Raw genomic sequence first — 24,207 nt, forward strand, 5'->3', positions numbered from 1 at the left:
GTACCGCAAGAGTTTATCCGCGTGATCTGCCAGGCGTATTGCCACCGGCAATACGTGAAACCAGCGCTGCGATCATGCCAAATATCAAACCACCCAGATGCGCGCCATTCGCCACGCTGCCAAAGCCCAGAACCTGAGTTGGCGCCACAATACCAAACACTAGCCAGCCAAGCATGAACCAGACCACAGCCGGCGGCAGCGCCAGATCAAAATTCTTAAACAACCGCTGTCCCAGTATAAAATAGCCCAACAGCCCGTAGATCACTCCGGACATTCCGCCGAAAGGTATCGGGCCAGACCACAGAAACTGACAAATATTTGACCCCATGCCGATGACAAGAACCAGCAACCCCAACATCGGTGCACCCATGCGCCGCTCCAGCTTACCGCCCAGCTCCCACATCCACAGACAGTTGAAAGCGATATGGAGCCAGCCAAAATGCAGGAAAATTGGCGTAATCAGCCGCCAGTACTGACCACCGCTGGCCATAAAATGGACTTTATCACCACGCACTTCAAACGCCGTAAAAGTTAAAAAGCCAGTAGCGCCCGGTAACAGGTACACCAGCAAGAAGCCCAAGCAGCTCAATCCAATCAAGGTCACGGTCAGGGGCACTGACCGCCAATTCGCAATCGTTAAGGGCTCCATCAGTTGACCAACGAGTGGCCCCAACGCAGTTTATCCCGACAACTGGCGTAAAAGCTGTGACCCGGCGGGTGTATCAAAATTAACTCTTCGGGCTTTTTGTGAATGTGCACACTATCTCCCGGATGAGCGGACAAATTGACCTGTCCATCACAGGTCACTGGCGGGTGAATCCGCGTATCCTGCGGTATGTCCATGCGGATGCGGCTATTGCCGTCAATGACAATAGGACGGCTGCTCAGGGTCTGCGGAAACATCGGCACGAGAACGATGGCATCCAATGCCGGATGCATAATAGGCCCGCCGCCTGACAGCGCATAGGCCGTCGAGCCAGTCGGTGTCGATATAATCAAACCATCGGCACGCTGCCGATAAACAAAAGTGTCGTCGATATACAGATCAAACTCTATCATACGAGCCGACGTACCCGAATTGACCACCACATCGTTAAGCGCATCGGCGCGCCCTATGCTCTGGCCGCCGCGTGTCACTTCGACGTCCAGCAGAAAACGCCGCTCACGGGTGTAATCCCCGTCCAGCACAGCGCCCACTCGGACCTCAATATCTTCCGGCGAGATATCCGTGAGGAAACCCAGCCGACCGCGATTCACACCTAACACCGGAACTTTGTGCATCGACATAGCACGCGCAGCGCTCAGCATACTGCCATCCCCCCCGACCACAATCACGAGATCGCAATCGGCTCCTATATCGTCACGCGTAATAATATGCGCTGTCGCCTCGCCCAGCAGCTTGGAGAGCCCCTTTTCAATAGAGATGTCCAACCCGCGCGCCTCCATTAACTGCACCAGACTCTGCACTGTTTCGAGAGCGTTGTGATGACGGCTACGGCCTATCAAACCGATCTTTTTAAATTTGTCTGGCACCCTGAGGCATCCCCGCGAAAGAGCACATAGTATACCCACAGCGACGCGCCGGAGCACACCCTAGAAGGAGTTAACGTAATTTTGCGCCGAGCACAGTCTTAAAGCCTGTACACTCTGAGCTTACGCAAGCTGTGCGGCCACCGGTCACGACACTTTGTCTTGTAAATCGTCTCTCTGGCGGCTGCAGTCTGCGCCGCCCTCAGCGCCATAGGAGGGTGTTTTATTGCTGCATCTCTGGGACAAATTGCATCATCAACAGGTGCGGGACTTGGCTTGGGCCTGTTTTAGTCCACCGCTGCTCAACAGCAAACAGCTAGGCGACCCGGAGGTTGGCAACTGTGCACTGGAGCTGACACCTGCCAGAGAACAGCTATTGCTGCAGTTGGACGCCTCCCCCGGTGCGCTGGAACAACACCTGGCTGCGCGCGTCAGCACACGACTCGGCCTGTATTTTGAGGCGCTATGGCACTTCTTTCTGGCTGCGGATGAGAGCGTAGAGTTGGTTGCACACAACCTGCCCGTGCGCGACGGCGGCAGAACTCTGGGTGAATTTGACGTTATCTACTGGTGCTTACAGCGGCAACAGCACGTGCACCTGGAATTGGCATTGAAGTATTATCTGGGCCTACCTGGACAAGACATCTGGCTTGGACCCAACCAGCGCGATCGACTGAGCAACAAGGTGCAACACCTAGTCCAGCGACAAATTCGCCTGAGTGAACAGACTGCAAGCACCGCTCCCCTACTGGAACTGGGTGTCAAAAAACTACGGCGGGAAATAGAAGTTAAAGGGTACCTGTTTGACGCTCCGCACGAGCGGGCACTGCCTCCCGCGGGGCTCCATGCCGGCAATCCGCTGCGGCGTTGGCTTGAAGTCGATGAATTCGCCAGTCATAACAATGACACAGCACGCTGGCTAATATTGACGCGTCAGCAATGGTTGGCACCGGTTTCTGTCAATCCCCAGTGCTTGCTGACTACCGAGCGCGCAACAACCCTTGCCAACGAACAATTCAGCCAGGGACGTGGTCCCTTGATGGTGGCAGAGTGCGACAGCCAAGGTCTCGAATACAACCGCTGTTTCGTAACCCCCCCCTCATGGCCTATAGGGGACGACCTCCCGCCTCAGGTTGCACCCTGCTAATCCTGCAGCGACGCCAGTAACGTCAGTTCATGATCGATAACGTCACGACCCAGACCACCGGCCAGAGTTGCAGCTAGATCATTCAGAGGCTCGGGGTCGAGATGAGCAAGTTCAAAACCTATATGGCCGGGGTCCATGTGCACTAGATGGGCATGAAACTCGAGATCCCGCCCGCCATCTAATCGCAACATGAAGCTAAACGGGTGCGAATAATCTGCGTCCCAATCGTCGGGCTCGCTAACACCGAGGCCGGTCAATGAGATGTCGAGCAGTTGCAGGGGCCACACCTTAGAGCCCTGACGCACCTCAATCAGACTGTCCAGGGTCAAACGGGTAAATGCACGTCGCTCCTGAGTTGCCGCGAAGTTATCTGCCATGTCTATTCTACTCCAAGTAATCCGGGTCGCCCTGTCCACGCTCATTCAACACCGTTCTGTGGAGGGTATCAAGCTTGACCGGGGTACAGCATCTCCATCACTGTTGCCTTCAAACGCCGAATATAGCTGGCAGATTTGAAGCTAAGTGGCTCCAGAGCAATTTCAATCAATATTCCGGTCAACATACAATGCACCGTGTAAATCACCTCCTGAAACACTTTATCAGAAGCTTTACTATCGTGAAATATGCTGCGTGCCAGCTCCAGATGTGCGTCACGGCTGCGGCTAATCGACAGATCATTGGCGGGTCTGCCATGGCCCCGGGTCGCCAGCAATATTTCCATGGTCGCCATGTATTCTTGGCCCTGATAGTGACGCCAGGCAGCATCGACATATTTAGCGACACGGCGCAGCGGTTTGCCCTTGGTGAAGCTGCTGGCACTCAGAGTGTCATGAAACTTTGTATGTGAACGCAGCAGTATTTCTTCGAGAATCTCTTCCTTGCCACCAAAATGATGTTGTACCGCGCCCCAAGTCACACCGGCGCGGCGGGCAATCTTGCTGGAGCTGGCAGCCGAGTAACCCTCCTCCTTTATCAGGCTGATCACGGCACCGACAATGGCGTCTTTAGTCGCCTTGCTTTTCGCCGCCTGACGGCCCATTGCGTCTACGTCCGCCTGATTAAGCTTTACTGGCACAATATACTCCGCAGGCCTGCATCACTGAAGCTGGGCAATGTAGCAGAGATTGACTGACAGAACACGACTATTAGTAGCGCCGTGACTTGGCTGTCTTTATGCCGCCAACTTGTCGCTGCATAGGCAATAACCTATACTCATAAAAAATTGCAGTATAAATGTTTTCCCCTGCCCCGCATATAATTAGAGACGGCGCCATGAGTCAATCAGAACACTCCATCCCATTTGTCAGCGGTGCAAAAACCGCTGCGCAAGGTGGCCATTTTGAGGAGTTCAGCCAGCACCCCGCCTACTTCTTGACTCGGGCTCACGCCGAATGTGGTGAGCTAGCCGAGTTTGATATGGGAGGTACCCGTACGGTGCTGATGGTGGGACCAGAAGCGCATGAAGCGGTATTTCGCGAGGATGATATTAAGGTCAGCGCGCGCGAGGCGTACCAGTTTATGGTTCCAATCTTTGGTCAGGGTATTCAGTACGGAGCACCGCTGGACATCGAGCGCCAACAACTGCGCATGCATTCCCGCGGCCTCGCTAGCGAAAAAATGAATCACTACGCACCTATCATCGCCAAGGAAGCCCGCGACTGGATAGCAGAATGGGGGGAATCCGGGGAGTTCGACTTTTATGAAGGTTTCGCCGACCTAACCATAAAGACTTCAACGCATTGCCTGCTCGGCGCTGAGTTCCGCTACTCACTGACCGATGAGTTTGCCAGCCTTTACCACACGCTTGGCGCAGCCGCAGATGCCGGCGGCCTGCAGGACCCGGGCGCTCGCAAGGGCGCCTACGATGCCCGTGACAAAGCGCGGGCGCGGCTAGAGGAGCTGATTACCGAGCGGGTTGAGCGACGGCGGCTAGCCGGTGAAGTACACCCCGACCTGCTGCAAGTCTACATGGATGCGACTTACGCCGATGGCAGCCAGCTATCTACCAGCGAAATCGCGGGGATGATCGTCTGGTTCATGTTTGCCGGCCACCACACCAGCGCCAATACGGCGGCCTGGGTACTGGTCGAACTGGCCCGCTACCCCGAACTTGCGAAAACCGTTGTCGAAGAAGTGGACGCCGTGATAGCAACGGGCAATCAGTTTGACATGAAAGTACTCAGACGCATGTCAGCGCTGGAAGGTTTTATTCGTGAAACGCTACGCGTGCATCCGCCGCTGAATACCTTGACCAGACGTGTGGTAGAACCTTTCGAGTACAAAGGACACATCATCGACAAGGGCAAGAACGTTATGCTTTGCCCCTATGTGGCACACCGATTGGAGAGCAGTTTTGAGAACGCCCTGGAGTTCCAACCAGACCGGCCGGCTCCGGACAACCCCTTCGCACTGATTCCTTTCGGCGGCGGTCAACGCAAGTGTGTTGGCAACGCCTTTGCGATTTTGCAGGTGAAAGTGATTTTTTCGGTGCTGTTGAGTGAATACGAATTTGAGCTGGCTGGCCCACCTGGGGAGTATGCCGAAATCATGCCCTCGCTGATACTGCGCCCCTCCGACCCCTGCGTATTACGCTACCGCCGCCGCGCGCCGGGGAAATCGACGCAGGTGCAGTGAGCATGACGAAATATCGCGTAAAAGTAGATTTGATGTTGTGCCAGGGTCACGGCGTCTGCACCGAAGAATGTCCTGAGGTATTCAAGGTCATCGATATGGGAACCGGTTATCCCAAGGTCTCGCTGACCACCGAGAACCCTGCGGAAGAACTGCGCAGTAAAGTTCAGGATGCAGTGGATTACTGCCCCAATCGAACCTTGAGTATCGTCGAGATAGACTAGCTGGCTAGCTCAAATTTCGAACTGACTGGTCGCGTAAGACGCCATCACTTCCCCACACACCGGAAAGATCACATCCATGTGCGCACTATGGGTCGCGTAGGCAAGGAAATTCTCTTGTCTGGAAAACTGCGCTGTTACTGCCAACCCTGCATTACCCTCCAACAGTCCGAGATCGAGCCCCGCGTGAAAATTCTGCATATCAGGAATCAGCCCTGGCAGACGTTTGAAGGCCGCTAGTACTGCCTGCTGCTGCACGGAGTCAGTGTCCGCTTTGAACGTTATCAAAGTAATGTGCTGGATCATGATGAACCCGCCTTCTCCTTACCAGCGACTTCAGCGTCGTGGTGATCAATAGCCTTTTGAATACCACCCATATATTCGGCCATAAACCGATCTGCGTTGCTGGAGGCCCACTCCAGCGACGGCGTGCGATTATCATTACAATGCTGAAAATGTGGCATCACGTAACGCGCCAACAATTCATAAGATTTACGGGTGGCTTCATAGCTGGCCGCGTTGTGAGCCAGCGATAAAAATGCGCCAAAGCCTCCAGACTGTTCCTGCAAATTCTGGATATGCTCGACCAGATCATCAGGCGTACCCACCAGCCCCACGCCAAACGCGCCCAGTCCCCCGTTGCACCAGACTTCTATGGCTTCATCCAGGTCTTTCACCTGCGGAAACAACTCGCCACCAAATTTGTGGAAGTAGTTAAACATATCCATTAATCCATGCTCCAGATCCTGCCGCGCCTGCTCGCGAGTTTCCGCAATATGGAACGGAGCCACCACCCGCCAGGTACTGCGGTCCACGGTCTGCCCATATTCGGCGGCCTTATCTTCACAAATCTGCCAGCTATCGGCCAAAGCCTTAAACCCCTGCGGGCTGGAAGCCGCCACCGATAGCATGTTGGCACCGTACTGGCCTGCCAGGCGCGCTCCCGATGGAGAGATCGCCGAGGCCACAGTAATCTCCAGGTTCTCCTGATAAGGCAAAATATGCATACGCGCTTCATTCAGCGTAAACCAATCGGTGGACACGGTGACCACTTCTCCGCGCAGCAACTTGACCAGCACATCCAGCGACTCACCCATGCGTTCACGCAGGCGCTGAGGATCTACGCCCATCATATGAGCATCGGCTATTAGCTGACCCGGTCCTACCCCAAACATAATGCGACCACGAGTCTGGTGGTCCAGTTGGGCAATACGATCAGCCAGTATTAGAGGCTGGTGGTAGGACAGTGAACTTACCCCGGTGCCGAAGCGGATATGGCGGGTGCGCTCTGCTGCAGTTGCGATAAACACTTCTGGCGACGAAATACACTCGTAGGCACCCGAATGGTGTTCGCCAATCCAGGCCTCGTCATAATCCATCTCATCGAGAAATTTGACCAGATCCAGATCTCTCTCCAACGCAAATGTAGGGCTGGTGCGATCATTGTGAAACGGTGCCAAAAATGCGCCGAACTTGAGCTTTCTGGGTTTGTAAGTCACTGCTCTCTCCCGATATATTACATTTCTTGTGAAATGTTTTTGTACTATAAACGCGAGCGTTGATATTCGCAAGATTGAAGCCTTTAGCTGCGCAGGTTTGTACACCACCGGGTTTGGGCTACGTCTGCTTTCACGGTTGACCCGCATTTTTCACTTAGGCTAATCTAGTCACCTGCGCTACTAGCGCTACGCCATCATAGAACCCCCCTGCGCAGGAGCCACACCATGCTCTCCAAAATGGACGACTACCCTATTCATCAAACTGCCGAGCCGCTGGCGCAGACCGCCAGCAGCGACCGCTTCTGCTATGACCGCTTCTGGTACAACGGACACGCCCGCGACGGTTCTTTCTATTTCGGAGTGGGCATGGCGCGCTATCCCAACCTTGGCATACTCGATTGCGGCTTCAGCCTGGTCATCGACGGACGCCAGTATGCCTTCCACGGGTCACGCCGGGCACCGCAGGAGCCCAGCGAGACCAGTGTGGGGCCCTTCTCCCTGCAGATTCTGGAACCCATGGGCCGACATCGTTTGATCATTGGGGAAAACGAAACCGGTATCAGTTGCGACCTTATGTTCACGCCCTATACCGGCGCGATCCAGGAAGGAAGGCAAACCCTGCGCAACGAGCGCCACGTAGTCATGGATGCTACTCGCCTGGACCAGTTTGGACATTGGTCTGGCACGATTCAATATCACGGTCGAGAGCTGGTCGTAGGGCCGGAAACTTTTGGGCTTAAGGATCGCTCCTGGGGAGTGCGGCCTGTCGGCGACAGCTATACCGGCGGCGCGCCCATGGACAATTTTCAACCCGTGCACTTTACCTGGCTGCCTATTCACTGGGAGAACCGTTGCACTCTGGCAGGCTTTTTTGAGGATTCCGGTGGCTATCAATGGCACAACGACCAGGTCATAGCGCCCACCTATAAACGACAGGAGGACATTCCCGGAGTTAACGATGCCGGGGTTGATATCTGGAAAGGTACAGTCGGGCATAAACTTGAATTACACACGGGAACCCGCTGCGCCAGCGGCGGCGTTATCGAGATGCAGGATAAGGACGGTCGCAGGCTGGAAATATCCATCAAGCCAAAACTGCTGTATCGCATGAAAGGTATCGGCTACCAGCACCCGGAGTGGGGACACGGTAAATGGCATGGTGAGTTAGCCATAGACGGTGAAGTCTGGAACTGCGATGAAGCCGACCCGCTGGCGCTCGAGAATATGCACATCCAGCAAGTGGTTGAAGCGCGCTGCGGCGATGAAATTGGCCACGGCGTGCTGGAGCAAATATGGCTTGGGCCGTACCAGAGCTATGGCCTGGAGGATTGGTTTGACGGCGCTGAGTAGCGCCTCCCCGCTACCTTTCAACTAAGAAATTCTTGCGCATCCAGGTCAACACACTGCTGCAAGTGGCGTTGAATCATAGTCAGAAACATGCGGTCACCGCGCTCTTCAGCCCCACTAAAACTGGCACCTAACACAGTAATCAATATACCGTGCATCGCATACTCCCGGTATTGCTCCCAGCATTCAGATAGGTTCAATTCAACCCCTTGGTGCGCCAGTTGAACGCGATATTCCGCAACCAACTCACGCTCCCAGTCGCGGCGATCTTGCGACTGCAGACTGCCACCCAGAAAATAGGCCGCATCTGTCATTACACTGGTGTGTGAGGGCGTCTGCCAATCCACAATGATTGCAGTATCACCATTAAACAAAATATTCTCACAGCGAAAATCACCGTGCGCCAGGGTCTTGGCTCCCTGGTATCGATTCACAAAATGGGTGTACGACTCAATAAAGCGCTCACCAAACTGCACACACTCAGCAGAGATTCCATGACCAAATCTATCGAGGAACCCGGGCCAGTTCTGCTGCAGCAGAAGCTGGCCAAATGCACCACCATCTGCGGGATCCACTTTCATTACATGATCTGCGTCGGTAATCGTCTCATCACCGTAAAAGGCGGCGGCCAGCTTAGCCGCTTCCGCCAAAGCCGTACCCGCACGCGCGCGACTTTCACCGACCAGTTGACTACCCGGCTCCGCCGGCGCCATATCTTCCATCAGTAGCATAAAGCTGGTTTTATCCGGGCTCAGTTCACTGGCAAAAATCTGTGGCGTTCGCATGCTGGTGCGCTTGGCAAACTGACGGTAGAACATGACCTCGTTATAATATGCACCCTGCAAGCCCGCCATATTACGCGCAGTTTCATCCGTTGCCGGAAGCTTGGCCACCAGACTGGACGGCAAACCACCCGCATCGCCTTCATAGGTCATGGAGATTCGCGCGTTATCGCCCATTTTACCGGTACCTATGAGCACCCCAGACGCGCTCGCCACTCGACCCTGACCGAGGTGACCGGACTTTTGCAGACATTGCGTCAGAGCCAGCGGGGTTAACTCTGCGATTGTGGTTGGAAATTCTTGTTCAGTACTCATTCATGCACTCCATTACATCGCCTTGGCGGCACATTATCGGCTGTAAAAGCCTGGCTGGCAGCCAATGCCTAGACCTTTGACGCAGCCTGCACCAACTCAAATATCAACGCCTGCCATTGCGCCAGTCATAGGGGTTGATTGGCTGCGGGTCAGACCACAAACCCCAGCGCCGGGCCTTGGCTTCATCTTCGGCAGACTCATAACGCCCTCTATCCTCCGGCGACTGTTCCTTGGCGTAGTAACGATACCACCAAGCTAACCCTGCCAGCAGCTGCGCGTGGTTGGTATTCAGCGTCATGCCACAGCGTGAACAATCAGCGGGTTGAACCCAGACCTTACCCAGCACACGTCCATAACGATCAAGCTTGGTGTATTCAATCCTGACCGATTGTCCGGCTACCATTTGTGCCAGCTTATTCCGCGACTCCTGACCAAAGGGCTGATCACCTTCGGGAGCGTCGATACCCGACAGGCGAACTTTTCGCTTAACGCCACCACTATCAATTACGTCGATGGTATCGCCGTCGATAACAGCAACTACATCCACAACGATATCGACAACGACATCGCCAAAAGAGTCAGTGTTTGGCGGCGCCGTTGCCGAATCATGCCCAGCACCCAGAAGCGACCGGGCAGTGCCGTTGGCTTGCTGTAACATCGGCTCACTAGCTTGTTGCGCCTGCAGCACTAGTGGCGCAGCCCGGGCCTCCATCCAGCGCAAACTATCTGTAAGCCAGGTGACCTGCCCTTTATCCGCATACTGCCAAACGCTAGCCGCCGCCAGTATGAGCAGTAACCACAGAGATTTGTTGGGCGCAAAGCGCGTGTTTGAGTCGTTTTTCACTGTTCTCACTAAATTAGAGCAACCTGACAGAATTCTTGCAGCTTATACTTTTACGCCAAAAAAGGTCCAGCAAATACGCATCAACGGATTTTACGCGGCTCTTGTGCTGTTCTACAGCAAGACCGTAAACGTATCCTCATATACCCAATTTTCCATTACAGCACCTTCAGCGGCAGTGATGGGGGTACTCGAAGGCGTACCTGAAGATATTCCTGACGGAATACTTCAAGCGCTCCGGCAGTAGCCCAATACAAGGGACGGGAACCATTAGCCGAGGGCGAAATTTTGCGAGACAGGTAGGCCGCTGTAGTCATACATAGGCGTAAGCGTGATATTTTTGAGCTTGATCTGGCAAAGGAGTCTGGAAACAGACGCTCTGAGGCGCAGGACTTGCTACATCATCTAAATGGCGGACCGGACGGGACTCGAACCCGCGACCTCCGGCGTGACAGGCCGGCATTCTAACCAACTGAACTACCGGTCCAACGGTAGAAACTTGTGAAGACATAACCACAAGCGTACTCGAATAGTGGTGGGTGGTGACGGGATCGAACCGCCGACCCTCTGCTTGTAAGGCAGATGCTCTCCCAGCTGAGCTAACCACCCCCGAATCCGAGAACGCGCATTCTACAGTTTTATCGATAACTGTCAAACACTTACCCGTGAAAAATGTGCGATACCCATGACAGCTGAAACCGCAGCGCATTTCGGTGTAAAATTCCCGCCTTCGCGGCCGCCCGGCACTCTGCTGTAAGACCGCTCTGACCCCACAACGCGGATAGCCAGCCATGGATATTTACAAAGAGTTTCACTTTGAAGCGGCCCACCGCTTGCCCAACGTACCTCCCGGACACAAATGCGCGCGTCTTCACGGCCACTCCTTTCAGGTACGCCTTGTAGTCAGCGGACGTGTTGGTGATGACAGCGGCTGGGTCATGGATTTCGGCGATCTGAAGCGCGCCTTCAATCCACTCCTGGAAATGCTCGATCACAACTACCTGAATGACATAGCCGGCCTGTACAACCCCACCAGCGAAAATATTGCGCGCTGGATATGGACTCGACTAAAACCCGAACTCGAAGGGCTAAGCCAGGTAGAAATTAGAGAAACCTGCACCTCTGGCTGCGTCTATCGAGGCGAAGAATAGTTTTAGGTAACACGACGGGTTTTTCTTGACAAAAGCATTCACGCTACAGAAAAAGAGGTTTTGCACTTGGTCCTGTAGCGGTCTCTAGGGCGGGTCTGTGATTTGTTTCCGGTAACCCGCAGAAGTTACCTTTGGTAGCACCGCCTCAGCATGTTATGCACAACAGCTAGAGTTTGGGTTAACTTACCGAGGTTAGCAGTAACTTCAATCAAGTTGGTTTATATTAAGCTTGTAAGTTATTGATTAATATAGATATATATGTATTGAACAATTTTTAACCAATTTGTCACATTCCTGTAATCACGGCGTTTGCAGCAGTAAAAAACAATTTATCCACCGACTTACCCACAGTTTCTGTGGAAAACATTAGTAGCAACAATTGTTGCACAGGCACGCATTTTGTGCTCCCACGGTCGCTCTCAATGGAGTGTTGGTGTGCGTTCAGCCATCACCATTGCCTCCACTCTCTGACCCAACATTATGACGGTTCCAGCGACCCTTTGTTCACCGTCATAACTGTACTCGAAGCGGTACTGGCGCCAGAACCTCCAGCGCCCTGCCGCATCCCTGCTCAGCGACAAGCGCCCCACACTGACGGTGTCGTCCAGCAGTTGTGCATCATCAGCTACGCAAGCGCGCTTGGCAGCCTGCAAAGCCAGCTCCCGCACTCTCAGCGCCTGCCAAAAATATAGAGCCACTGCTCCAAAACCTAACAAGGTCGCCACTTCTCCGAGTGTAAAATGCATCACTCAGGCTTCTTCAAGCGCCGCACCACCGCTTGAAAGGTCAGTACCACAGCCCCTGACACCAGCAGTTGGCCGCTCACAAACGTCATTGAGCCACTCCTGCGCACGACTTCGCCACGACCTTCTACCCAATCATCCAGGCGTGCCGCAGACACAAAGTCGCTGGTAAAGCTGATGGTGGCGCAGTTTTCCTTCACGCCCGACAATGCCAACATCGTGACCACATAGTCAGCAAAGCACATCAGTACTCCACCGTGGACCGTGCCAATGCCATTGCAGTTCTGCGCGCTGGCCCGAAAACCCATAGTCAGGCCTCCATCAGATTTCTGATAGTAAAACGGGCCTATATAGTCCTCTGCGGGGCTTACGCCCGTCAGGCTTTTGTAGCCGTCTGGGATATCCAGTGCCTCACTCATGCTGCACCCCCGGCTTTAAGCTCAGTCAGTATGCCCTTCCAGGTCTCTGGAGGTAGCGCATACGGCGCGTAAATGCTGAGACGGGTGGTAAACTCAGCGTACTTGTCCTGTAACTGCCCGGCAATGCTCGCGGGTTCCCCGCACACGGCGAACGCCTTTAGCATGTCATCGTCAATAAGGTCGGTCATTTCATCCCACCGCCCCTGTTTTGATAATGTGTTCAGTTCCGGGTGCAGAGCTTCGTAGCCGATCGCCGCCATTGGCGCTAAGTAAGCCGGTGTTGAGCCGTAGAATGCCAGCAGGCCACACACTGTGCGACGCGCAGCCTCGTATTCTTCTTCCGTAGAGCCGGTGACCACGATGCCAGCCACTTGGGTGATATAGCCGTCACCGGTGCGCCCGGCTTTTTCCCAGCCACGCTGTAATGCGGGCAATTGCTGCTCAAGCAAAAACGGCATGGTGTTAAACGGATGCACGATCAGGCCATCGGCGACCTCACCCGCCACCGCGGTCATGCCAGGGCCCATCGCCCCCAGTAGTATGGGTGGAGCGCCCCACTCCAGTGGGCCGGGGTTAAACATTGGAGTCATTAATGTATGGCGATAGTATTTGCCGCGATAGTCCAGTCGCTCCCCATTCTGCCAGCAATCGAAGAAAGCTTTTACCGCCTCAATGTATTCGCGCATGCGCGAGGCCGGGGGGTCAAAGTCGATACCAAAACGTTTCTCAATATGGGCGCGCACCTGAGAGCCAATACCCAGCATAAAGCGCCCCTGGCTGAAGCGCTGTAAATCCCATGCCTGGTAAGCTATGTGCGAGGGGTTGCGCGGGAATGCTACTGCAATGCCTGTAGCTATCTTGAGCTCGGGGGCATGCTCGCTGGCTATAGCCAGCGGCAAAAACGGGTCACCAGCGCCCTCCAGAGTGTAAATGCCATCGTAACCAATATCGCGTAACTGCGCCGCTTCGCGCGCGGCATCTCCCAACTGGGCGTAGAAAGGTCCATCTATTTGCATAATCGTAGTTCTGCCTTCAAAGTCTATAACCGGCCTAGGGTTTCATTCCGGCCCCCCGCTGTCAAACCTGCGACCACTCACATCCGCACCGCTGCCTGATATGCTAAAACAGACTGTTACTGAATTGTGTTTTTGCTAAGATGTGCCGGCACTTAAACAGGAAGCCTTTATGAAAAACCGCATCATCCTATCCCTGCTCCTTCTACCGCTGCTGTTGGTCGCTTGCTCTAGCGCGCCCTCTTACAACGCCACGGTATTCCAGTACGATCTTCAACAGGAACTAATCGCCGATAAGCCGGTAGAGACCGTGGTGTTGGCCAGCATCAATTTGGGCGGCCCATCGCGAGGCTATCTAGAGGACTCCTCTGCCAAAATAGACAAAGCGGTGACCAGCTACCTACGCGAGAATGGCTACAACGTGATTTCCCAGCGCCGCTTCCAACAGCAGTGGAAAAGCGCCGTGCGCGCCTATGGTAATCCGATAGACCCCACCACCGGCCGAGTCAACCAGAAGACTTTTACGCTGTGCTTGATGCAGGTACGAGACGAACTCAAAAAGACTGATCAGGTAGATGCCATCGTCTTCACTGATATTATAGAGCGTGATATCACTTTCTCGGGCGGACTGAAACACCTCGCGCGCTGGGACGGCGTCAGCCGTAAGCCATCGCTACAGGGCCCGGGAGATGGCGTATCCACCGATTTTGACTGGAATCGCACGGCCAAGGCGGCATCAATCTGGGTCAGTGTCTATAATGAGGACTTGCAACGCGTCTTTACCAGCATTGGTGGTATGGACACCACCGAAGCTATCGATACTCGCTCTTCCAGCGGTGAATTTGTCCGCCGCCGCTCTATTCTGGACAATGATAACCATGTTCGCGAAGGCATAGAATTGGCGTTCCATCCACTGATTAAGATGAAAAACTACCCCGGCGACAAAAAATAGTCCGTCACGAACACAGGTGCTGACCCGCTCGGGTCAGCGCCTAGAATACCTCCAGGCCTCGCTCGATACACCACATCGCAGATAAAGCACCCAGCACATACACTGGCAGAGGCAGCCAACGGTGTTCCTGACCGCGAAACAGGTTGCGCACCAGCAACCAAAGCGCAAATATAAGGGCAATAAACGCCAGTTGACCAAGCTCGATCCCAATATTGAAGAACAACAGGGCCAGCGGTAGCTCACCCTGTGGCAGACCCACCTCAGACAGAGCACCGGCAAAGCCCATACCATGCAGTAGCCCAAATCCGCCGGCCAACCACCAGGGGTAATGACTCAGCAGCCCACTGCGATCTTTGCGGGACAATTCAAGTGCGAGGATAAAAACACTAAGCGCAATCGTGAATTCCACCAGCGCTACCGGATAGTCAAAATAACCCAGAGTGACCAGCGACAGCGTAATCGAGTGACCCAGAGTAAACGCCGTAATGGTCCACAGCAGTCGTTTGCCGCCGCCGACAAGCAGTAACAGACCAAACACAAACAACAAGTGATCGATGCCACCCCAGATATGATCTGCACCCAGCCAGCTGTATTCCTGTACAACCTGCAGTACCGATGGAGTTTCAGGTATGCTGAAGACTGGCTGCTCAGTGTTCAGCAGTGATTGGTAATAACTGCCATCCGCTGCTTCCAATGAAGCCAGCACTGAGGCCTGATTATCGCTCAAGCCTACCACTTCAACGTCCTGCCCTATCAGTCCCCCGTCGCATTGCATACGCCAGCTACGCACTACGCCAGTGCCTTCCATCTCTCCAGCCGCGTCGTCCATGGCACTGCACTGGGCGGGAAAGACCGGGCGTAAAGCCACCGAACTAGTGGTCTGAGCCGGTGTTTTCCAGACCACGTTGTATTGCTGCTCACCCACTTCCACCATACGCAGTAGCGAGGGGGCAAAACGATGTGCCTGACTGGCCGGGGCCAAAACTACCGACAGCAAAAGCAGCGCGGCAACGATATAAGCCTTCACAGTATCACCTCATAATCTTGTCGCAGCTCACTAACAGCATCTCTAAGCGCCTGTTGACGCTGCTCCAGCAACAAATCCCTGCTTATCTGCGGGCGCACTTCTTCAAGCTCTGCGTCTCGCTCCGGTTCTATCGCCTCCACCCAAACCAGATGCTGGCCGTAAGTGGACTGTACGGGACCGACCCATTGCTGGGGCTGTAACTCCTGCTGCTGCAGGTTGAGCACAAAGGCGCTACCGAAATGGCGGGCCAACTGCTCGGCTGACTGGGCCCGAAACAGATACCCGGGTAGAAAAGGCGAGCCCAACTGTCGAGCCTGCTCGGGGGAAAGCTGCTGCTCAAGAATTGCTGCCACCTGTTGCTCCAACTCTGCCTCACGATCACGACTGAAAAATACATGCTCAATGGTGTAGCGGGCGGGCCGTCGTAGCAATTCTGTATCACGAACAAAACGCTCACTAATGTCGGACTCGGATGGTTGCGCCAGCCTGGCCTGCGCCAGCAGCAGCTGCTCCATAGCCTGAATCAACCGCCGCTTAACCACTTCATCGCCAAGATGCAGTTCCATACGCAGCGCGTCCTCATACATCTCCTGCTCGGTTTTGTCCTCACCTAGACGCAGAAAACGGATATTACGAATCAAACGCTGCCGCACCACGTTATCGTAGAGATGCAGGTTCAGCGCTATCGCTTCCTGAAAGAGCATATCGCGATCCAGTTCTGCAGCAATCATAAAGTCAAGCTGCTCCTCACTGGGACTGCGTCCAGCGGTGGTAAACCATTGCCGCTGCAAGGACTCGATACGCGGCTCACTCAGTGGGCCCACACTGGGACGCGGTGGTGGATCAATCCAGCGGAAAAGGTAAAACAGGGCAAACCCCAGCAGAACAAAGTGTAGCCAGGGCCGGCTAAGAAGTTTCATCATCAGTTAGGTCTCGTGCAAACGTCTAATCTTCGTAAGTAATGGATTCACCGTTGGCCTGCGCCTGTATGGTGCCTAGTAAATCTTGCTGACTGAGCATGGCGGCATTCCAGGTAGCGATGTAGTTCAAACCATCGCTGACACTGTGGTCACGCCCGTAAACAATCATTTCCTTACTACCTCGAATCGCCAATGGCGACTTGGCGGCAATATCTCGGGCGATACCCATAACGCCGTCCAGTAACTCATCGCGGTTGGGGAAAACCCTGTTCACAAAGCCAATTCTGAGCGCCTCATCGGCCTCAAAACGCCTACCGGTATACGCCAGCTCGCGCACCATGCCATCTCCAATCAGGCGCGGCAAGCGCTGCAGTGTACCCACATCTGCGACCATACCGAGCTCTATTTCCTTGACCCCAAACCAGGCATCAGCGCTGCAATAGCGCATATCGCAGCAACAGGTCAGATCGATAGCGCCACCAATACAGGTATTGTGTATAGCAGCGAGCACCGGCACCCGACATTGCTCGATAGCACTCAGGTTATCTTGCATACGCAAAACAGTTCGTCTGAGTGCTTCGGCGCGACGGGCCGGTTCAGTGCTGCCGCCATCGCCAGCAATACCCGCAAACATTGTCAGATCCAGACCTGAGCAAAAGTGTTTGCCGTTGCCAGACAGCACCGCTACCCGAACTTCGGGCGCCTGGTCGATCCACTCGAAACAGTCCTGTAATTCGCGCCACATCGGAGCATTCATAGAATTTGCTTTGGTCGGCCGGTTCAGTGCTACTTCGGCAACGCCATCGCTGACGCATAATGACAATGTCTGGTATTGAGGAATTGTCATAGTGCTCTCACTGGTTCCAGTATTTGACATAATTATCCACCTCTCTTAACGGCAATTGCTTGGCTTCGCTGTCACGTGAACCCAGATACAGGAAGGCGACGATCTCTTGGCTGGGCTCATGCTCTAGAGCGGTTTTTACAGTGTGATCCGTAGCATAGCTGCCAGTGCGCCATACTCCTGCATAACCCATCGCTTCCGCCGCCAGCAGTATACTGTGCGCTGCGCAGCCCGCCGATAACAGCTGTTCATCGCGCGGTACTTTCGGATGCGGTTGCACTAGGCAGCTGACTACGATCAGCACCGGTGCCCGTAACGGAGCAGCACGTGCCTTATCCTGTGCAGCTGCGGCTGCCAGTGGATCGTTGGCGAGCAAGGCGTCCACAAACACTTGCCCGAGACGATCTCGCCCAGCACCGGTTATCACATTAAAGCGCCAGGGCTGCAGCCAGGCATGATCCGGCACACGCAGGGCGGCTTGCAGCAAGCCTTCAACCTGCGCAGCATCCGGACCCGGAGCGCACAAACGCGGCGCGGAGTTGCGCTGCTGCAAAAATTTCAAAACATCACTCATGATAAGACGACCCAATCAACGACGTGCAATGATGGCGACATTGGCAGGAAAACGCCAGCCTCAAACGCCCGGCTTTAGACCTCGCCGACCAGAATATTCATGAAGCCCTGATCTTCTGGCACCGAGTCGACATTGTCACACCACAGAGCCAGGTCAGCTTCCGGGGTGGCAACCAGACGATGTTCTATGTGATCAATAATATGAAAGGGCAACCCAAGTTGCGCCAGCAATTCCACCAATTCACGCCCGGAACTGTCCGCGGCGCGAAGAGCGGCAGGTGTAAGTTCAACGATCAGACGCAATCCAGCCCCAACAGTTTTTAATACCGGCATTAAGCCTGCGACTACTGCGCTCTCAGCACCCTGAGTATCAATTTTGACCAGATCCGGCAACAAACCATGTGTTGATAGGTACTCAGCGCCATTCAGCAACTGCACTTGCAGACTCTCACGGGTCTCATCCTGAGGAAACAACTGGTGATCGCCGCGATTCTCGAGATTAAGGTGTAACCGCGCAGTACCGCTGGTCGCTGCCAGAGCCGCTGCAACAGCAGTGGCCTGAGTAAGCTGATTGAGTTGGATGTTGTCCTGCAGTAGGGCAAAGTTAGCCGGCTCAGGCTCGAATGCTACTACTCTGCCCTGCGGCCCCACCAGATGAGCCGCGAGCACGCTGTAATAACCAATGTTCGCACCCACGTCCAAAAAACACTGACCAGGGCCCAAAAGACGCACGACCAGTTCGGTTTCGAACGCCTCCCAAATACCATGCTCGCGGATTTGTCGGGATACGTGAATGTCGGTTTTCTCATGCACGTAAAGGCGCAGACCGGCATTTACTCCAGTAACCCGCAGCGGAAAACTATCCACCATCGAGCGTACGGGCTTATCGTGCGTCATCAATGCCCTTGCTCGCTGCGCAACGTCGCCAACTGCTCGGAACTAACGGCTGCGCCGGTTTCATAATAGAGTTTCTGCGCCAGCGTGGTATCGCGCACGGCGTTCGACGCTACCCGTTCAATAAACAAACGCTGTAGTGCCTTACCGAGCCAACCCAGTCCCAGTCGATAACGCATGCGATTAGCCAGTAAGACCTTTCCATCCTGCTCTATCAAGCCATAGTCAAACCAGGCTTCGGTCATGGGCGGCAGCGGCCCTTTTTCACCCCGGTGCAAACGCAGGCTAAAGCCTTGGCCCTCATCCCAGCTGACCACAGTTTCATCAAGGGTCAGCCGTGTGCCCTGATAGACACGGCGACTGGCACCCACTCCGGTTCGCAATTCAGTGGTCATGTCGAGCCCGGTCAGCCCAGGCACATACAAATGCGCTTTACTCAAGTCACTGAGTTTTACCCATGCCTCATCGGCGGGCAGGGACACAGGTACCGAATACTCGACGGTATATATTGGTGTGGTGTTCATGGAATTCTCGCAGCCAGACATTGCTGCGCAGAAAAGTACTATAAATAGAAAGGCGCCGCCAGCGCTGTAGCGGTCATGGTGATTACCAACCCACGGCCTCGGCAAAGTCGCCGGCGAACTGCTCAATCCATTCTTGCGCCGCCTCATCGGTGGTAAGTAGGCGGCCTTCTGCATCGAGCACAGAGCGCCGATAGTCTTCGATCTGGCACAGTTGCGCGACCATCCGCGCCTTGAATGCTTCACTAGCCTCTGCAAACTGCAAGCCCGCCTCAATTGAACTCTTGTTGGCACGGCACCATACCACACGACCTCGCGCTCTGTAGTCGGGCCATATCTGTGGAATAGAGACGATTATCTGAGACCCTACTGGAACCACTTTGGGCAACTGGAATGCCAGCCCACCCGCAGAAATATTCAGCAGACGGGTTTGACTATGAACTTCCATTTCATCAACCACCTCTACTTCAATGGGTACTGTAATGGGGTGTCGAATATATTTACGCATGAGTCTTGTTCCACCGAGCTTTTCTATTAAGCGTTACCTTAATGTAAGCCGGTGAACGGCACAGATCACGCGCCAGCCACTGATTCTGTGACAGATCGCTCACATTTTGAGCATATCAGCGTACGGGTTCTCGAGCTCCAGAGAGATTTCGGGGCCTTTAGCACCCAGCCGCACACGGCGGTCCGTCAGCTCAATATCATCCTGCCCCAGTACGCCGTCATCAAACCGATAGGTAGGCCTGGATGTGCCGGCGCTCGCCGCGGCGTCATAAGTTGCCGCCCGCTCTTGCACACCTTCGTTCAAGCTCTGCCACTGTGCCATCGCTTTGTGGCCATGTCGTTGCTGCAGCATCTTATGGGTAACTCCGGGCGCTAATACTGTGGCTGATGCATTATTGCCCCCGAAGCCTTTGGCGTTAATTACGGCATACGCCTGTTGCTGCTTATCTATTTGTACATGCTCGTGAGAAAAAGACAGATTGGTCTGATGCACATCCTCGGCTAGCTCATCGATAGTGCTAATCCCCGGCAGCCAACCGTGACGCCAGATACCTAGAGTAGCGACCAACTGATCGGCTGCCGCGGCACCAATTGAGTGTCCCAGATAAGCTTTTACAGCTACTACAGGCCAGCTTTCGATGCCGAAAGCACCAGCAACCTGGCTCAGAATATGTGATTCGGTCACCCGGTTCTGTGGGGTTCCAGTGCCATGCGCCTGCACCAAACCCGACTCACGCAAGGCTTTTTCTCCCACCATATTTCGCGCAGCGGCTACCGCCTTGGCTACCGTAATATAGTTACCGACGCCAGGTGCTGCGATTGATTTTTTGGGACCATCTGCGTTCACGAAAACATCGCTGACCGAGCCGTAGACCGATGCACCGAGCTCCAGCGCCAGCTCATCATCAAACAGGACCACCATTTGCGCCGACTCAGCAATGGTAAAGCCACAGTTGTTTCCAAAGGGTCTGCAGGCGCGACGATGATCCGGGCCCTGCGATGGGTCCAGCCCATCCAACTCACACAACTCCTTGTCACTGGCCAGCGCACCCATCGCCGCATAACCTTCCATAACTTCCGGGGTAATCGGCGCCTCAGCATTGCCGACAATAACCACCCGACTGCGGCCACTTTGAATATCAGCGATACCATGGCGCAGGTTATAGAGAAAGGAGGCGCAGGCTCCCATACTGGTGCCCGTGGTACCGAGACTGCCCAGCACGTAAGCGTTGATAAAGTCAGCCGGCATCTCGGCAAAACCAAACGGACAGTACTTGGATGTCACGCGGCGTCCGTTGTAGATGGCCTTTAACATGCCGCCATTACCATCGGCGTCCAATTGGCTCATGCCGCTACCCGCATAAACTGATATCTGATCAGGTGCGACCCGCTGTTGAAGAACTTCCCAGGGGATACCGGTATTGGCCAGTGCATCAGAGGCGGCAAAAACCGTCATCTGCAAACCGCGGGGATGACTGCGTGACTGGTAGAGTTTGCCCGGCTCAAAACCGCTGGGCAATTGGCCAGCGGCCTTAACCTGCGCCTCACGCGTGGTCGGCAATAAAAATACCGCGCCCTGATCTATCTCTACACGCATGTAGAGGTCGTCTACCGGCGTTGCATGCCAGCCTGGCGGGAGCGGCTCGGGGAGATGTTTGCGCTGACTGGTGAAACTCATTGGCTGATGTCCGGAGTGCGCCACCATACGTCGATTCCAGGCTACCGCATCGACATCAAACAGATGGGGCTCAATGCGCCGAATCAAACTATTGCGGCCCAACAGTGCGCGGGTAGCATCGGTGCTGTCCCACTGCGTCCCCGTCAAACCCGCGAGCGATGCCCAAGTATCATCGGCAGTCTCCTGTGGCAAGGCCTCAATAACCATGCGTCTATAGCCATGATCCGACGAGCTCCTGCCAGCGGCATTAACACCGCCATATCCCACCACTACCGGTAACTTCACTATTTTCTGCCCTGCTAGACGCTAATTATCGAAGCCCTATTGTATAAATGAATGGCATTGCATTTATAAGCCATATGCGCCATTTTATACGCCAATAAAGACAGTGTGAACTAATGCCATGAAGCGCGTGATTGCCGCCGTTTATCCTCGTAGCCTTGCTTCCAGCCTGACACTCCCGATGGACGTGCTGCGTGCGGCCAGTCAAATAGCGCAGGCCTCACAACAGCCTGGCAGCACCCTGGAGGTAATGCTGGCGGGCACCGAATTGGCCCCAATCGCAACAGCGGGAGGATTGGAACTGACTCCGCAGCTGACGCTGGCGCAGGTCAACAGCTGCGATATGCTGCTGCTACCCGCACTCTGGCGCAACCCTGCCCCCGTGCTCAAGAGTCAGGCTGCCTGGATACCGAAGCTGCGCGAACTGGCAGCCTCCGGTACCGTCATTTGCAGTGTCGGTACCGCCAGCTGTTTTCTGGCTGAAGCTGGACTGCTTGATCATAAGGCGGCCACTACACATTGGAACTATTTTGCGGAATTTGAACGCCGCTATCCCAACGTGAACCTGAAGAAGCATCACCTCATAACCCAAAGCGAAAACCTCTACTGCGCTGGCAGCATTAACTCTATCACCGACCTGATGATACATATGGTTGAGGGCTGGTATGGCACCCGTGTCGCGCGCGCTGTGGAAAGCCAGTTCTCACCCGAGATCCGTCGCCCCTTCCGCGCCCACGCCTTTTTGTCCGGCGATGCCAGCATTCATCAGGACGAATTAGTCGTCGAGGCCCAGCAATGGCTGCAGGATAACTTGCATCAGCGCGTCAACATCGCTGATATGTTGCCATTATTACAGGTATCCAGTCGCACACTGCAGCGCCGCTTCCGACAGGCCACCGGACAAACACCGCTACAATACCTGAACCGCAAACGCCTGGAGGCGGCTACCGATATGCTGCGTGCCAGCAATCTCAATGTCAGTGAAATTGCCTGGCAACTGGGTTGGCAGGATGTCAGTTACTTCACCCGACTGTTTCGCCAGCACACCGGAATGACGCCCGCACGTTATCGCCAAAGCGTGCGCGGCAAGCTCTTCGGAACCCACGACTAGCTTCAGCCTTAGCTTGTCTCTAACACCCTGTTATGGCTAAATGGGCGCCCCCAAACCCTCTTGCTCTGGACCCTTTTATGACCGTGGAATCTGTAGTTATTGTCAATGGCGCCCGCACTCCCATGGGAGGCCTGCAGGGTGCACTTGCCGCCGTGCCCGCTCCGCAATTAGGCGCCATCGCGATCGAAGCCGCGGTAGAGCGTAGTGGCATTGCTGCAGACGAAATTGATGAAGTGTTCATGGGCTGCGTGCTACCCGCCGGGCTCAAACAAGCACCGGCCCGCCAGGCGGCTATTGGTGCCGGTATTCCTGTCGCTACCGGCGCGGTCACGGTTAACCGTATGTGTGCTTCAGCCATGCAGGCCACCATCTTTGCTCACGACAGCATCATCGCCGGCACCAATCAAACTGTTGTCTGCGGCGGCATGGAGAGCATGACCAATGCTCCACATTTGGCGATTGGCGCGCGCACAGGAGTGCGTACAGGTCATGCCACACTCGCCGACCATATGTTTATCGACGGGCTTGAAGACGCCTATACAGGCCGCGCCATGGGTTCTTTTGCACAGGACACCGCTGACCAGAATGGCCTGACACGGGAACAGATGGATGCCTACGCCATCGAATCACTCACCCGTGCCAAGCGAGCCATCGAAGACGGCAAACTGACTGCGGAAATTGTACCCGTAACAGTAAAGACGCGTGCCGGTGAAACCGTGGTCACTGATGATGAACAGCCCCACAAAGCCAATATAGACAAGATTCCCAGCCTGCGCCCTGCTTTCGCCAAGGACGGCACTATCACCGCCGCTAACGCCAGCTCAATATCCGACGGTGCCAGTGCACTAGTGCTTATGGCAGAAAGCGAGGCCAAGCGTCGCGGTCTAAAACCCTTGGCACGCATTGTCGCCCATGCGCGCCATTCGCAGGAGCCGGCAGAATTTACCACAGCTCCGATTGGCGCGATGGAAAAGCTTTTTGCAAAAACCGGCTGGAGCAAAGACGACGTCGACCTGTTTGAGATCAATGAGGCTTTTGCCATGGTCACAATGCTTGCCATGCGCGCCTTTGACCTGGACCACGCCAAGGTCAACATCCACGGAGGGGCCTGCGCACAAGGTCATCCCGTTGGCTCAACTGGCGCACGGATTATCGTCAGCCTGATGTATCAATTAAAACAATATGGCAAACAACGCGGCGTCGCCGGGTTGTGTATTGGCGGTGGCGAAGCCACTGCTATCGCCATTGAAATGTTGTAG

Annotated in this window: 27 protein-coding genes and 2 tRNA genes; 8 read left to right on the forward strand and 21 right to left on the reverse strand. The window is 54.8% G+C overall.

Going from position 1 to position 24,207, the window contains the following annotated elements; translation table 11 throughout:
- Nucleotides 1-13 precede the first annotated feature (13 nt).
- A complete protein-coding gene (locus EYC98_RS12595) occupies nucleotides 14-580 on the reverse strand; it encodes a rhomboid family intramembrane serine protease (RefSeq protein ID WP_279245693.1) in 567 nt (188 codons plus the stop codon).
- Between the two features lie 68 nt (nucleotides 581-648).
- Nucleotides 649-1,533, reverse strand: coding sequence for an NAD(+) kinase (locus EYC98_RS12600; RefSeq protein ID WP_279245694.1), 885 nt, complete (start codon nucleotides 1,531-1,533; stop codon nucleotides 649-651).
- A gap of 223 nt (nucleotides 1,534-1,756) precedes the next feature.
- Between EYC98_RS12600 and EYC98_RS12605 the strand changes: the two genes are divergently transcribed.
- Nucleotides 1,757-2,677 (forward strand): DUF1853 family protein, encoded by a 921-nt coding sequence (locus EYC98_RS12605; RefSeq protein ID WP_279245695.1) that lies wholly within the window; start codon nucleotides 1,757-1,759, stop codon nucleotides 2,675-2,677.
- Here the strand turns inward: EYC98_RS12605 and EYC98_RS12610 are convergent.
- Complete coding sequence (locus tag EYC98_RS12610) at nucleotides 2,674-3,054, reverse strand: PilZ domain-containing protein (protein ID WP_279245696.1); 381 nt, start codon at nucleotides 3,052-3,054, stop codon at nucleotides 2,674-2,676. The two genes, EYC98_RS12605 and EYC98_RS12610, sit on opposite strands and share 4 nt — an antisense overlap.
- Before the next feature lie 68 nt (nucleotides 3,055-3,122).
- Nucleotides 3,123-3,752, reverse strand: a complete 630-nt coding sequence (locus EYC98_RS12615; protein WP_279245697.1) for a TetR/AcrR family transcriptional regulator — start codon at nucleotides 3,750-3,752, stop codon at nucleotides 3,123-3,125.
- A gap of 197 nt (nucleotides 3,753-3,949) precedes the next feature.
- Between EYC98_RS12615 and EYC98_RS12620 the strand changes: the two genes are divergently transcribed.
- Both EYC98_RS12620 and EYC98_RS12625 read left to right on the forward strand, forming a co-directional pair.
- The gene (locus EYC98_RS12620; RefSeq protein ID WP_279245698.1) at nucleotides 3,950-5,311 is read left to right on the forward strand and encodes a cytochrome P450; all 1,362 of its coding nucleotides are present in this window, start codon (nucleotides 3,950-3,952) and stop codon (nucleotides 5,309-5,311) included.
- A gap of 2 nt (nucleotides 5,312-5,313) precedes the next feature.
- Nucleotides 5,314-5,532, forward strand: coding sequence for a ferredoxin (locus tag EYC98_RS12625; protein WP_279245699.1), 219 nt, complete (start codon nucleotides 5,314-5,316; stop codon nucleotides 5,530-5,532).
- A 9-nt stretch (nucleotides 5,533-5,541) separates the two neighbouring features.
- Here the strand turns inward: EYC98_RS12625 and EYC98_RS12630 are convergent, their stop codons facing one another.
- On the reverse strand, nucleotides 5,542-5,835 hold the full coding sequence (locus tag EYC98_RS12630) for a Dabb family protein (RefSeq protein WP_279245700.1): 294 nt from the start codon (nucleotides 5,833-5,835) through the stop codon (nucleotides 5,542-5,544).
- Complete coding sequence (locus tag EYC98_RS12635) at nucleotides 5,832-7,028, reverse strand: LLM class flavin-dependent oxidoreductase (RefSeq protein WP_279245701.1); 1,197 nt, start codon at nucleotides 7,026-7,028, stop codon at nucleotides 5,832-5,834. Before EYC98_RS12635 ends, EYC98_RS12630 begins: the two co-directional genes overlap by 4 nt.
- 225 nt (nucleotides 7,029-7,253) lie before the next feature.
- Here EYC98_RS12635 and EYC98_RS12640 point away from each other — a divergent pair, with 225 nt between their 5' ends.
- Nucleotides 7,254-8,378: an Rv3169 family protein gene (locus EYC98_RS12640; RefSeq protein ID WP_279245702.1), complete on the forward strand. Its 1,125-nt coding sequence runs from the start codon at nucleotides 7,254-7,256 to the stop codon at nucleotides 8,376-8,378.
- A 17-nt stretch (nucleotides 8,379-8,395) separates the two neighbouring features.
- Here the strand turns inward: EYC98_RS12640 and EYC98_RS12645 are convergent, their stop codons facing one another.
- The 4 genes from EYC98_RS12645 to EYC98_RS12660 all read right to left on the reverse strand — a co-directional run bounded on the left by EYC98_RS12645 (nucleotide 8,396) and on the right by EYC98_RS12660 (nucleotide 10,922).
- Nucleotides 8,396-9,472 (reverse strand): phosphotransferase, encoded by a 1,077-nt coding sequence (locus EYC98_RS12645; protein WP_279245703.1) that lies wholly within the window; start codon nucleotides 9,470-9,472, stop codon nucleotides 8,396-8,398.
- 103 nt (nucleotides 9,473-9,575) lie between these two features.
- A complete protein-coding gene (locus EYC98_RS12650; RefSeq protein ID WP_279245704.1) occupies nucleotides 9,576-10,325 on the reverse strand; it encodes a thermonuclease family protein in 750 nt (249 codons plus the stop codon).
- A gap of 398 nt (nucleotides 10,326-10,723) precedes the next feature.
- Nucleotides 10,724-10,800, reverse strand: a tRNA-Asp gene (locus EYC98_RS12655).
- 46 nt (nucleotides 10,801-10,846) lie between these two features.
- A tRNA-Val gene (locus EYC98_RS12660) sits at nucleotides 10,847-10,922 on the reverse strand.
- A 182-nt stretch (nucleotides 10,923-11,104) separates the two neighbouring features.
- On the opposite strand from EYC98_RS12660, the gene queD reads away from it, so the two are divergent.
- Nucleotides 11,105-11,464: a 6-carboxytetrahydropterin synthase QueD gene (queD, locus tag EYC98_RS12665; RefSeq protein WP_279245705.1), complete on the forward strand. Its 360-nt coding sequence runs from the start codon at nucleotides 11,105-11,107 to the stop codon at nucleotides 11,462-11,464.
- 419 nt (nucleotides 11,465-11,883) lie between these two features.
- Here the strand turns inward: queD and EYC98_RS12670 are convergent, their stop codons facing one another.
- Genes EYC98_RS12670 through EYC98_RS12680 form a run of 3 tightly spaced genes read right to left on the reverse strand, consistent with a single transcriptional unit; the run spans nucleotide 11,884 to nucleotide 13,642 of the window.
- Nucleotides 11,884-12,210, reverse strand: coding sequence for a DUF3301 domain-containing protein (locus tag EYC98_RS12670; RefSeq protein WP_279245706.1), 327 nt, complete (start codon nucleotides 12,208-12,210; stop codon nucleotides 11,884-11,886).
- Nucleotides 12,210-12,626, reverse strand: a complete 417-nt coding sequence (locus tag EYC98_RS12675) for a PaaI family thioesterase (protein WP_279245707.1) — start codon at nucleotides 12,624-12,626, stop codon at nucleotides 12,210-12,212. The genes EYC98_RS12670 and EYC98_RS12675 overlap by 1 nt, the downstream gene beginning before the upstream one ends.
- Entirely contained in the window at nucleotides 12,623-13,642 is a 1,020-nt protein-coding gene (locus tag EYC98_RS12680; protein WP_279245708.1) for a TIGR03617 family F420-dependent LLM class oxidoreductase, read from the reverse strand. Before EYC98_RS12680 ends, EYC98_RS12675 begins: the two co-directional genes overlap by 4 nt.
- Before the next feature lie 169 nt (nucleotides 13,643-13,811).
- Here EYC98_RS12680 and EYC98_RS12685 point away from each other — a divergent pair, with 169 nt between their 5' ends.
- Nucleotides 13,812-14,591: a hypothetical protein gene (locus tag EYC98_RS12685; protein ID WP_279245709.1), complete on the forward strand. Its 780-nt coding sequence runs from the start codon at nucleotides 13,812-13,814 to the stop codon at nucleotides 14,589-14,591.
- A 40-nt stretch (nucleotides 14,592-14,631) separates the two neighbouring features.
- Here EYC98_RS12685 and EYC98_RS12690 read toward each other — a convergent pair whose 3' ends face one another.
- From EYC98_RS12690 to EYC98_RS12725, 8 genes are all read right to left on the reverse strand, one after another.
- The gene (locus EYC98_RS12690; RefSeq protein ID WP_279245710.1) at nucleotides 14,632-15,618 is read right to left on the reverse strand and encodes a HupE/UreJ family protein; all 987 of its coding nucleotides are present in this window, start codon (nucleotides 15,616-15,618) and stop codon (nucleotides 14,632-14,634) included.
- Nucleotides 15,615-16,541: a peptidylprolyl isomerase gene (locus EYC98_RS12695; RefSeq protein WP_279245711.1), complete on the reverse strand. Its 927-nt coding sequence runs from the start codon at nucleotides 16,539-16,541 to the stop codon at nucleotides 15,615-15,617. The genes EYC98_RS12690 and EYC98_RS12695 overlap by 4 nt, the downstream gene beginning before the upstream one ends.
- Before the next feature lie 22 nt (nucleotides 16,542-16,563).
- A complete protein-coding gene (locus EYC98_RS12700; RefSeq protein ID WP_279245712.1) occupies nucleotides 16,564-17,385 on the reverse strand; it encodes a crotonase/enoyl-CoA hydratase family protein in 822 nt (273 codons plus the stop codon).
- Between the two features lie 7 nt (nucleotides 17,386-17,392).
- A complete protein-coding gene (locus EYC98_RS12705; protein WP_279245713.1) occupies nucleotides 17,393-17,956 on the reverse strand; it encodes a nitroreductase family protein in 564 nt (187 codons plus the stop codon).
- Between the two features lie 74 nt (nucleotides 17,957-18,030).
- Nucleotides 18,031-18,852 (reverse strand): FkbM family methyltransferase, encoded by an 822-nt coding sequence (locus EYC98_RS12710; RefSeq protein ID WP_279245714.1) that lies wholly within the window; start codon nucleotides 18,850-18,852, stop codon nucleotides 18,031-18,033.
- Complete coding sequence (locus tag EYC98_RS12715; RefSeq protein WP_279245715.1) at nucleotides 18,852-19,373, reverse strand: SRPBCC family protein; 522 nt, start codon at nucleotides 19,371-19,373, stop codon at nucleotides 18,852-18,854. The genes EYC98_RS12710 and EYC98_RS12715 overlap by 1 nt, the downstream gene beginning before the upstream one ends.
- An 82-nt stretch (nucleotides 19,374-19,455) precedes the next feature.
- A complete protein-coding gene (locus tag EYC98_RS12720) occupies nucleotides 19,456-19,878 on the reverse strand; it encodes a PilZ domain-containing protein (protein WP_279245716.1) in 423 nt (140 codons plus the stop codon).
- 99 nt (nucleotides 19,879-19,977) lie between these two features.
- Nucleotides 19,978-21,840, reverse strand: coding sequence for a beta-ketoacyl synthase (locus tag EYC98_RS12725; protein WP_320415555.1), 1,863 nt, complete (start codon nucleotides 21,838-21,840; stop codon nucleotides 19,978-19,980).
- A 118-nt stretch (nucleotides 21,841-21,958) separates the two neighbouring features.
- On the opposite strand from EYC98_RS12725, the gene EYC98_RS12730 reads away from it, so the two are divergent.
- Entirely contained in the window at nucleotides 21,959-22,948 is a 990-nt protein-coding gene (locus EYC98_RS12730; protein WP_279245717.1) for a GlxA family transcriptional regulator, read from the forward strand.
- 77 nt (nucleotides 22,949-23,025) lie between these two features.
- Nucleotides 23,026-24,207, forward strand: coding sequence for an acetyl-CoA C-acyltransferase (locus tag EYC98_RS12735; RefSeq protein ID WP_279245718.1), 1,182 nt, complete (start codon nucleotides 23,026-23,028; stop codon nucleotides 24,205-24,207).

The sequence above is a fragment of the Candidatus Litorirhabdus singularis genome (assembly GCF_026262625.1).
Classification (GTDB): domain Bacteria; phylum Pseudomonadota; class Gammaproteobacteria; order Pseudomonadales; family Halieaceae; genus Litorirhabdus; species Litorirhabdus singularis.

Excerpts from the sequence above, each read along its gene's own strand:
- queD (WP_279245705.1), top strand. The coding sequence starts at position 11,105 with ATGGATATTTACAAAGAGTTTCACTTTGAAGCGGCCCACCGCTTGCCC.
- EYC98_RS12675 (WP_279245707.1), bottom strand. The coding sequence starts at position 12,626 with ATGAGTGAGGCACTGGATATCCCAGACGGCTACAAAAGCCTGACGGGC.
- EYC98_RS12730 (WP_279245717.1), top strand. The coding sequence starts at position 21,959 with ATGAAGCGCGTGATTGCCGCCGTTTATCCTCGTAGCCTTGCTTCCAGC.
- EYC98_RS12710 (WP_279245714.1), bottom strand. The coding sequence starts at position 18,852 with ATGACGCACGATAAGCCCGTACGCTCGATGGTGGATAGTTTTCCGCTG.
- EYC98_RS12720 (WP_279245716.1), bottom strand. The coding sequence starts at position 19,878 with ATGCGTAAATATATTCGACACCCCATTACAGTACCCATTGAAGTAGAG.
- EYC98_RS12715 (WP_279245715.1), bottom strand. The coding sequence starts at position 19,373 with ATGAACACCACACCAATATATACCGTCGAGTATTCGGTACCTGTGTCC.
- EYC98_RS12630 (WP_279245700.1), bottom strand. The coding sequence starts at position 5,835 with ATGATCCAGCACATTACTTTGATAACGTTCAAAGCGGACACTGACTCC.
- EYC98_RS12705 (WP_279245713.1), bottom strand. The coding sequence starts at position 17,956 with ATGAGTGATGTTTTGAAATTTTTGCAGCAGCGCAACTCCGCGCCGCGT.
- EYC98_RS12700 (WP_279245712.1), bottom strand. The coding sequence starts at position 17,385 with ATGACAATTCCTCAATACCAGACATTGTCATTATGCGTCAGCGATGGC.
- EYC98_RS12685 (WP_279245709.1), top strand. The coding sequence starts at position 13,812 with ATGAAAAACCGCATCATCCTATCCCTGCTCCTTCTACCGCTGCTGTTG.
- EYC98_RS12680 (WP_279245708.1), bottom strand. The coding sequence starts at position 13,642 with ATGCAAATAGATGGACCTTTCTACGCCCAGTTGGGAGATGCCGCGCGC.
- EYC98_RS12640 (WP_279245702.1), top strand. The coding sequence starts at position 7,254 with ATGCTCTCCAAAATGGACGACTACCCTATTCATCAAACTGCCGAGCCG.
- EYC98_RS12670 (WP_279245706.1), bottom strand. The coding sequence starts at position 12,210 with ATGCATTTTACACTCGGAGAAGTGGCGACCTTGTTAGGTTTTGGAGCA.
- EYC98_RS12645 (WP_279245703.1), bottom strand. The coding sequence starts at position 9,472 with ATGAGTACTGAACAAGAATTTCCAACCACAATCGCAGAGTTAACCCCG.
- EYC98_RS12625 (WP_279245699.1), top strand. The coding sequence starts at position 5,314 with ATGACGAAATATCGCGTAAAAGTAGATTTGATGTTGTGCCAGGGTCAC.
- EYC98_RS12610 (WP_279245696.1), bottom strand. The coding sequence starts at position 3,054 with ATGGCAGATAACTTCGCGGCAACTCAGGAGCGACGTGCATTTACCCGT.
- EYC98_RS12620 (WP_279245698.1), top strand. The coding sequence starts at position 3,950 with ATGAGTCAATCAGAACACTCCATCCCATTTGTCAGCGGTGCAAAAACC.
- EYC98_RS12735 (WP_279245718.1), top strand. The coding sequence starts at position 23,026 with ATGACCGTGGAATCTGTAGTTATTGTCAATGGCGCCCGCACTCCCATG.
- EYC98_RS12695 (WP_279245711.1), bottom strand. The coding sequence starts at position 16,541 with ATGATGAAACTTCTTAGCCGGCCCTGGCTACACTTTGTTCTGCTGGGG.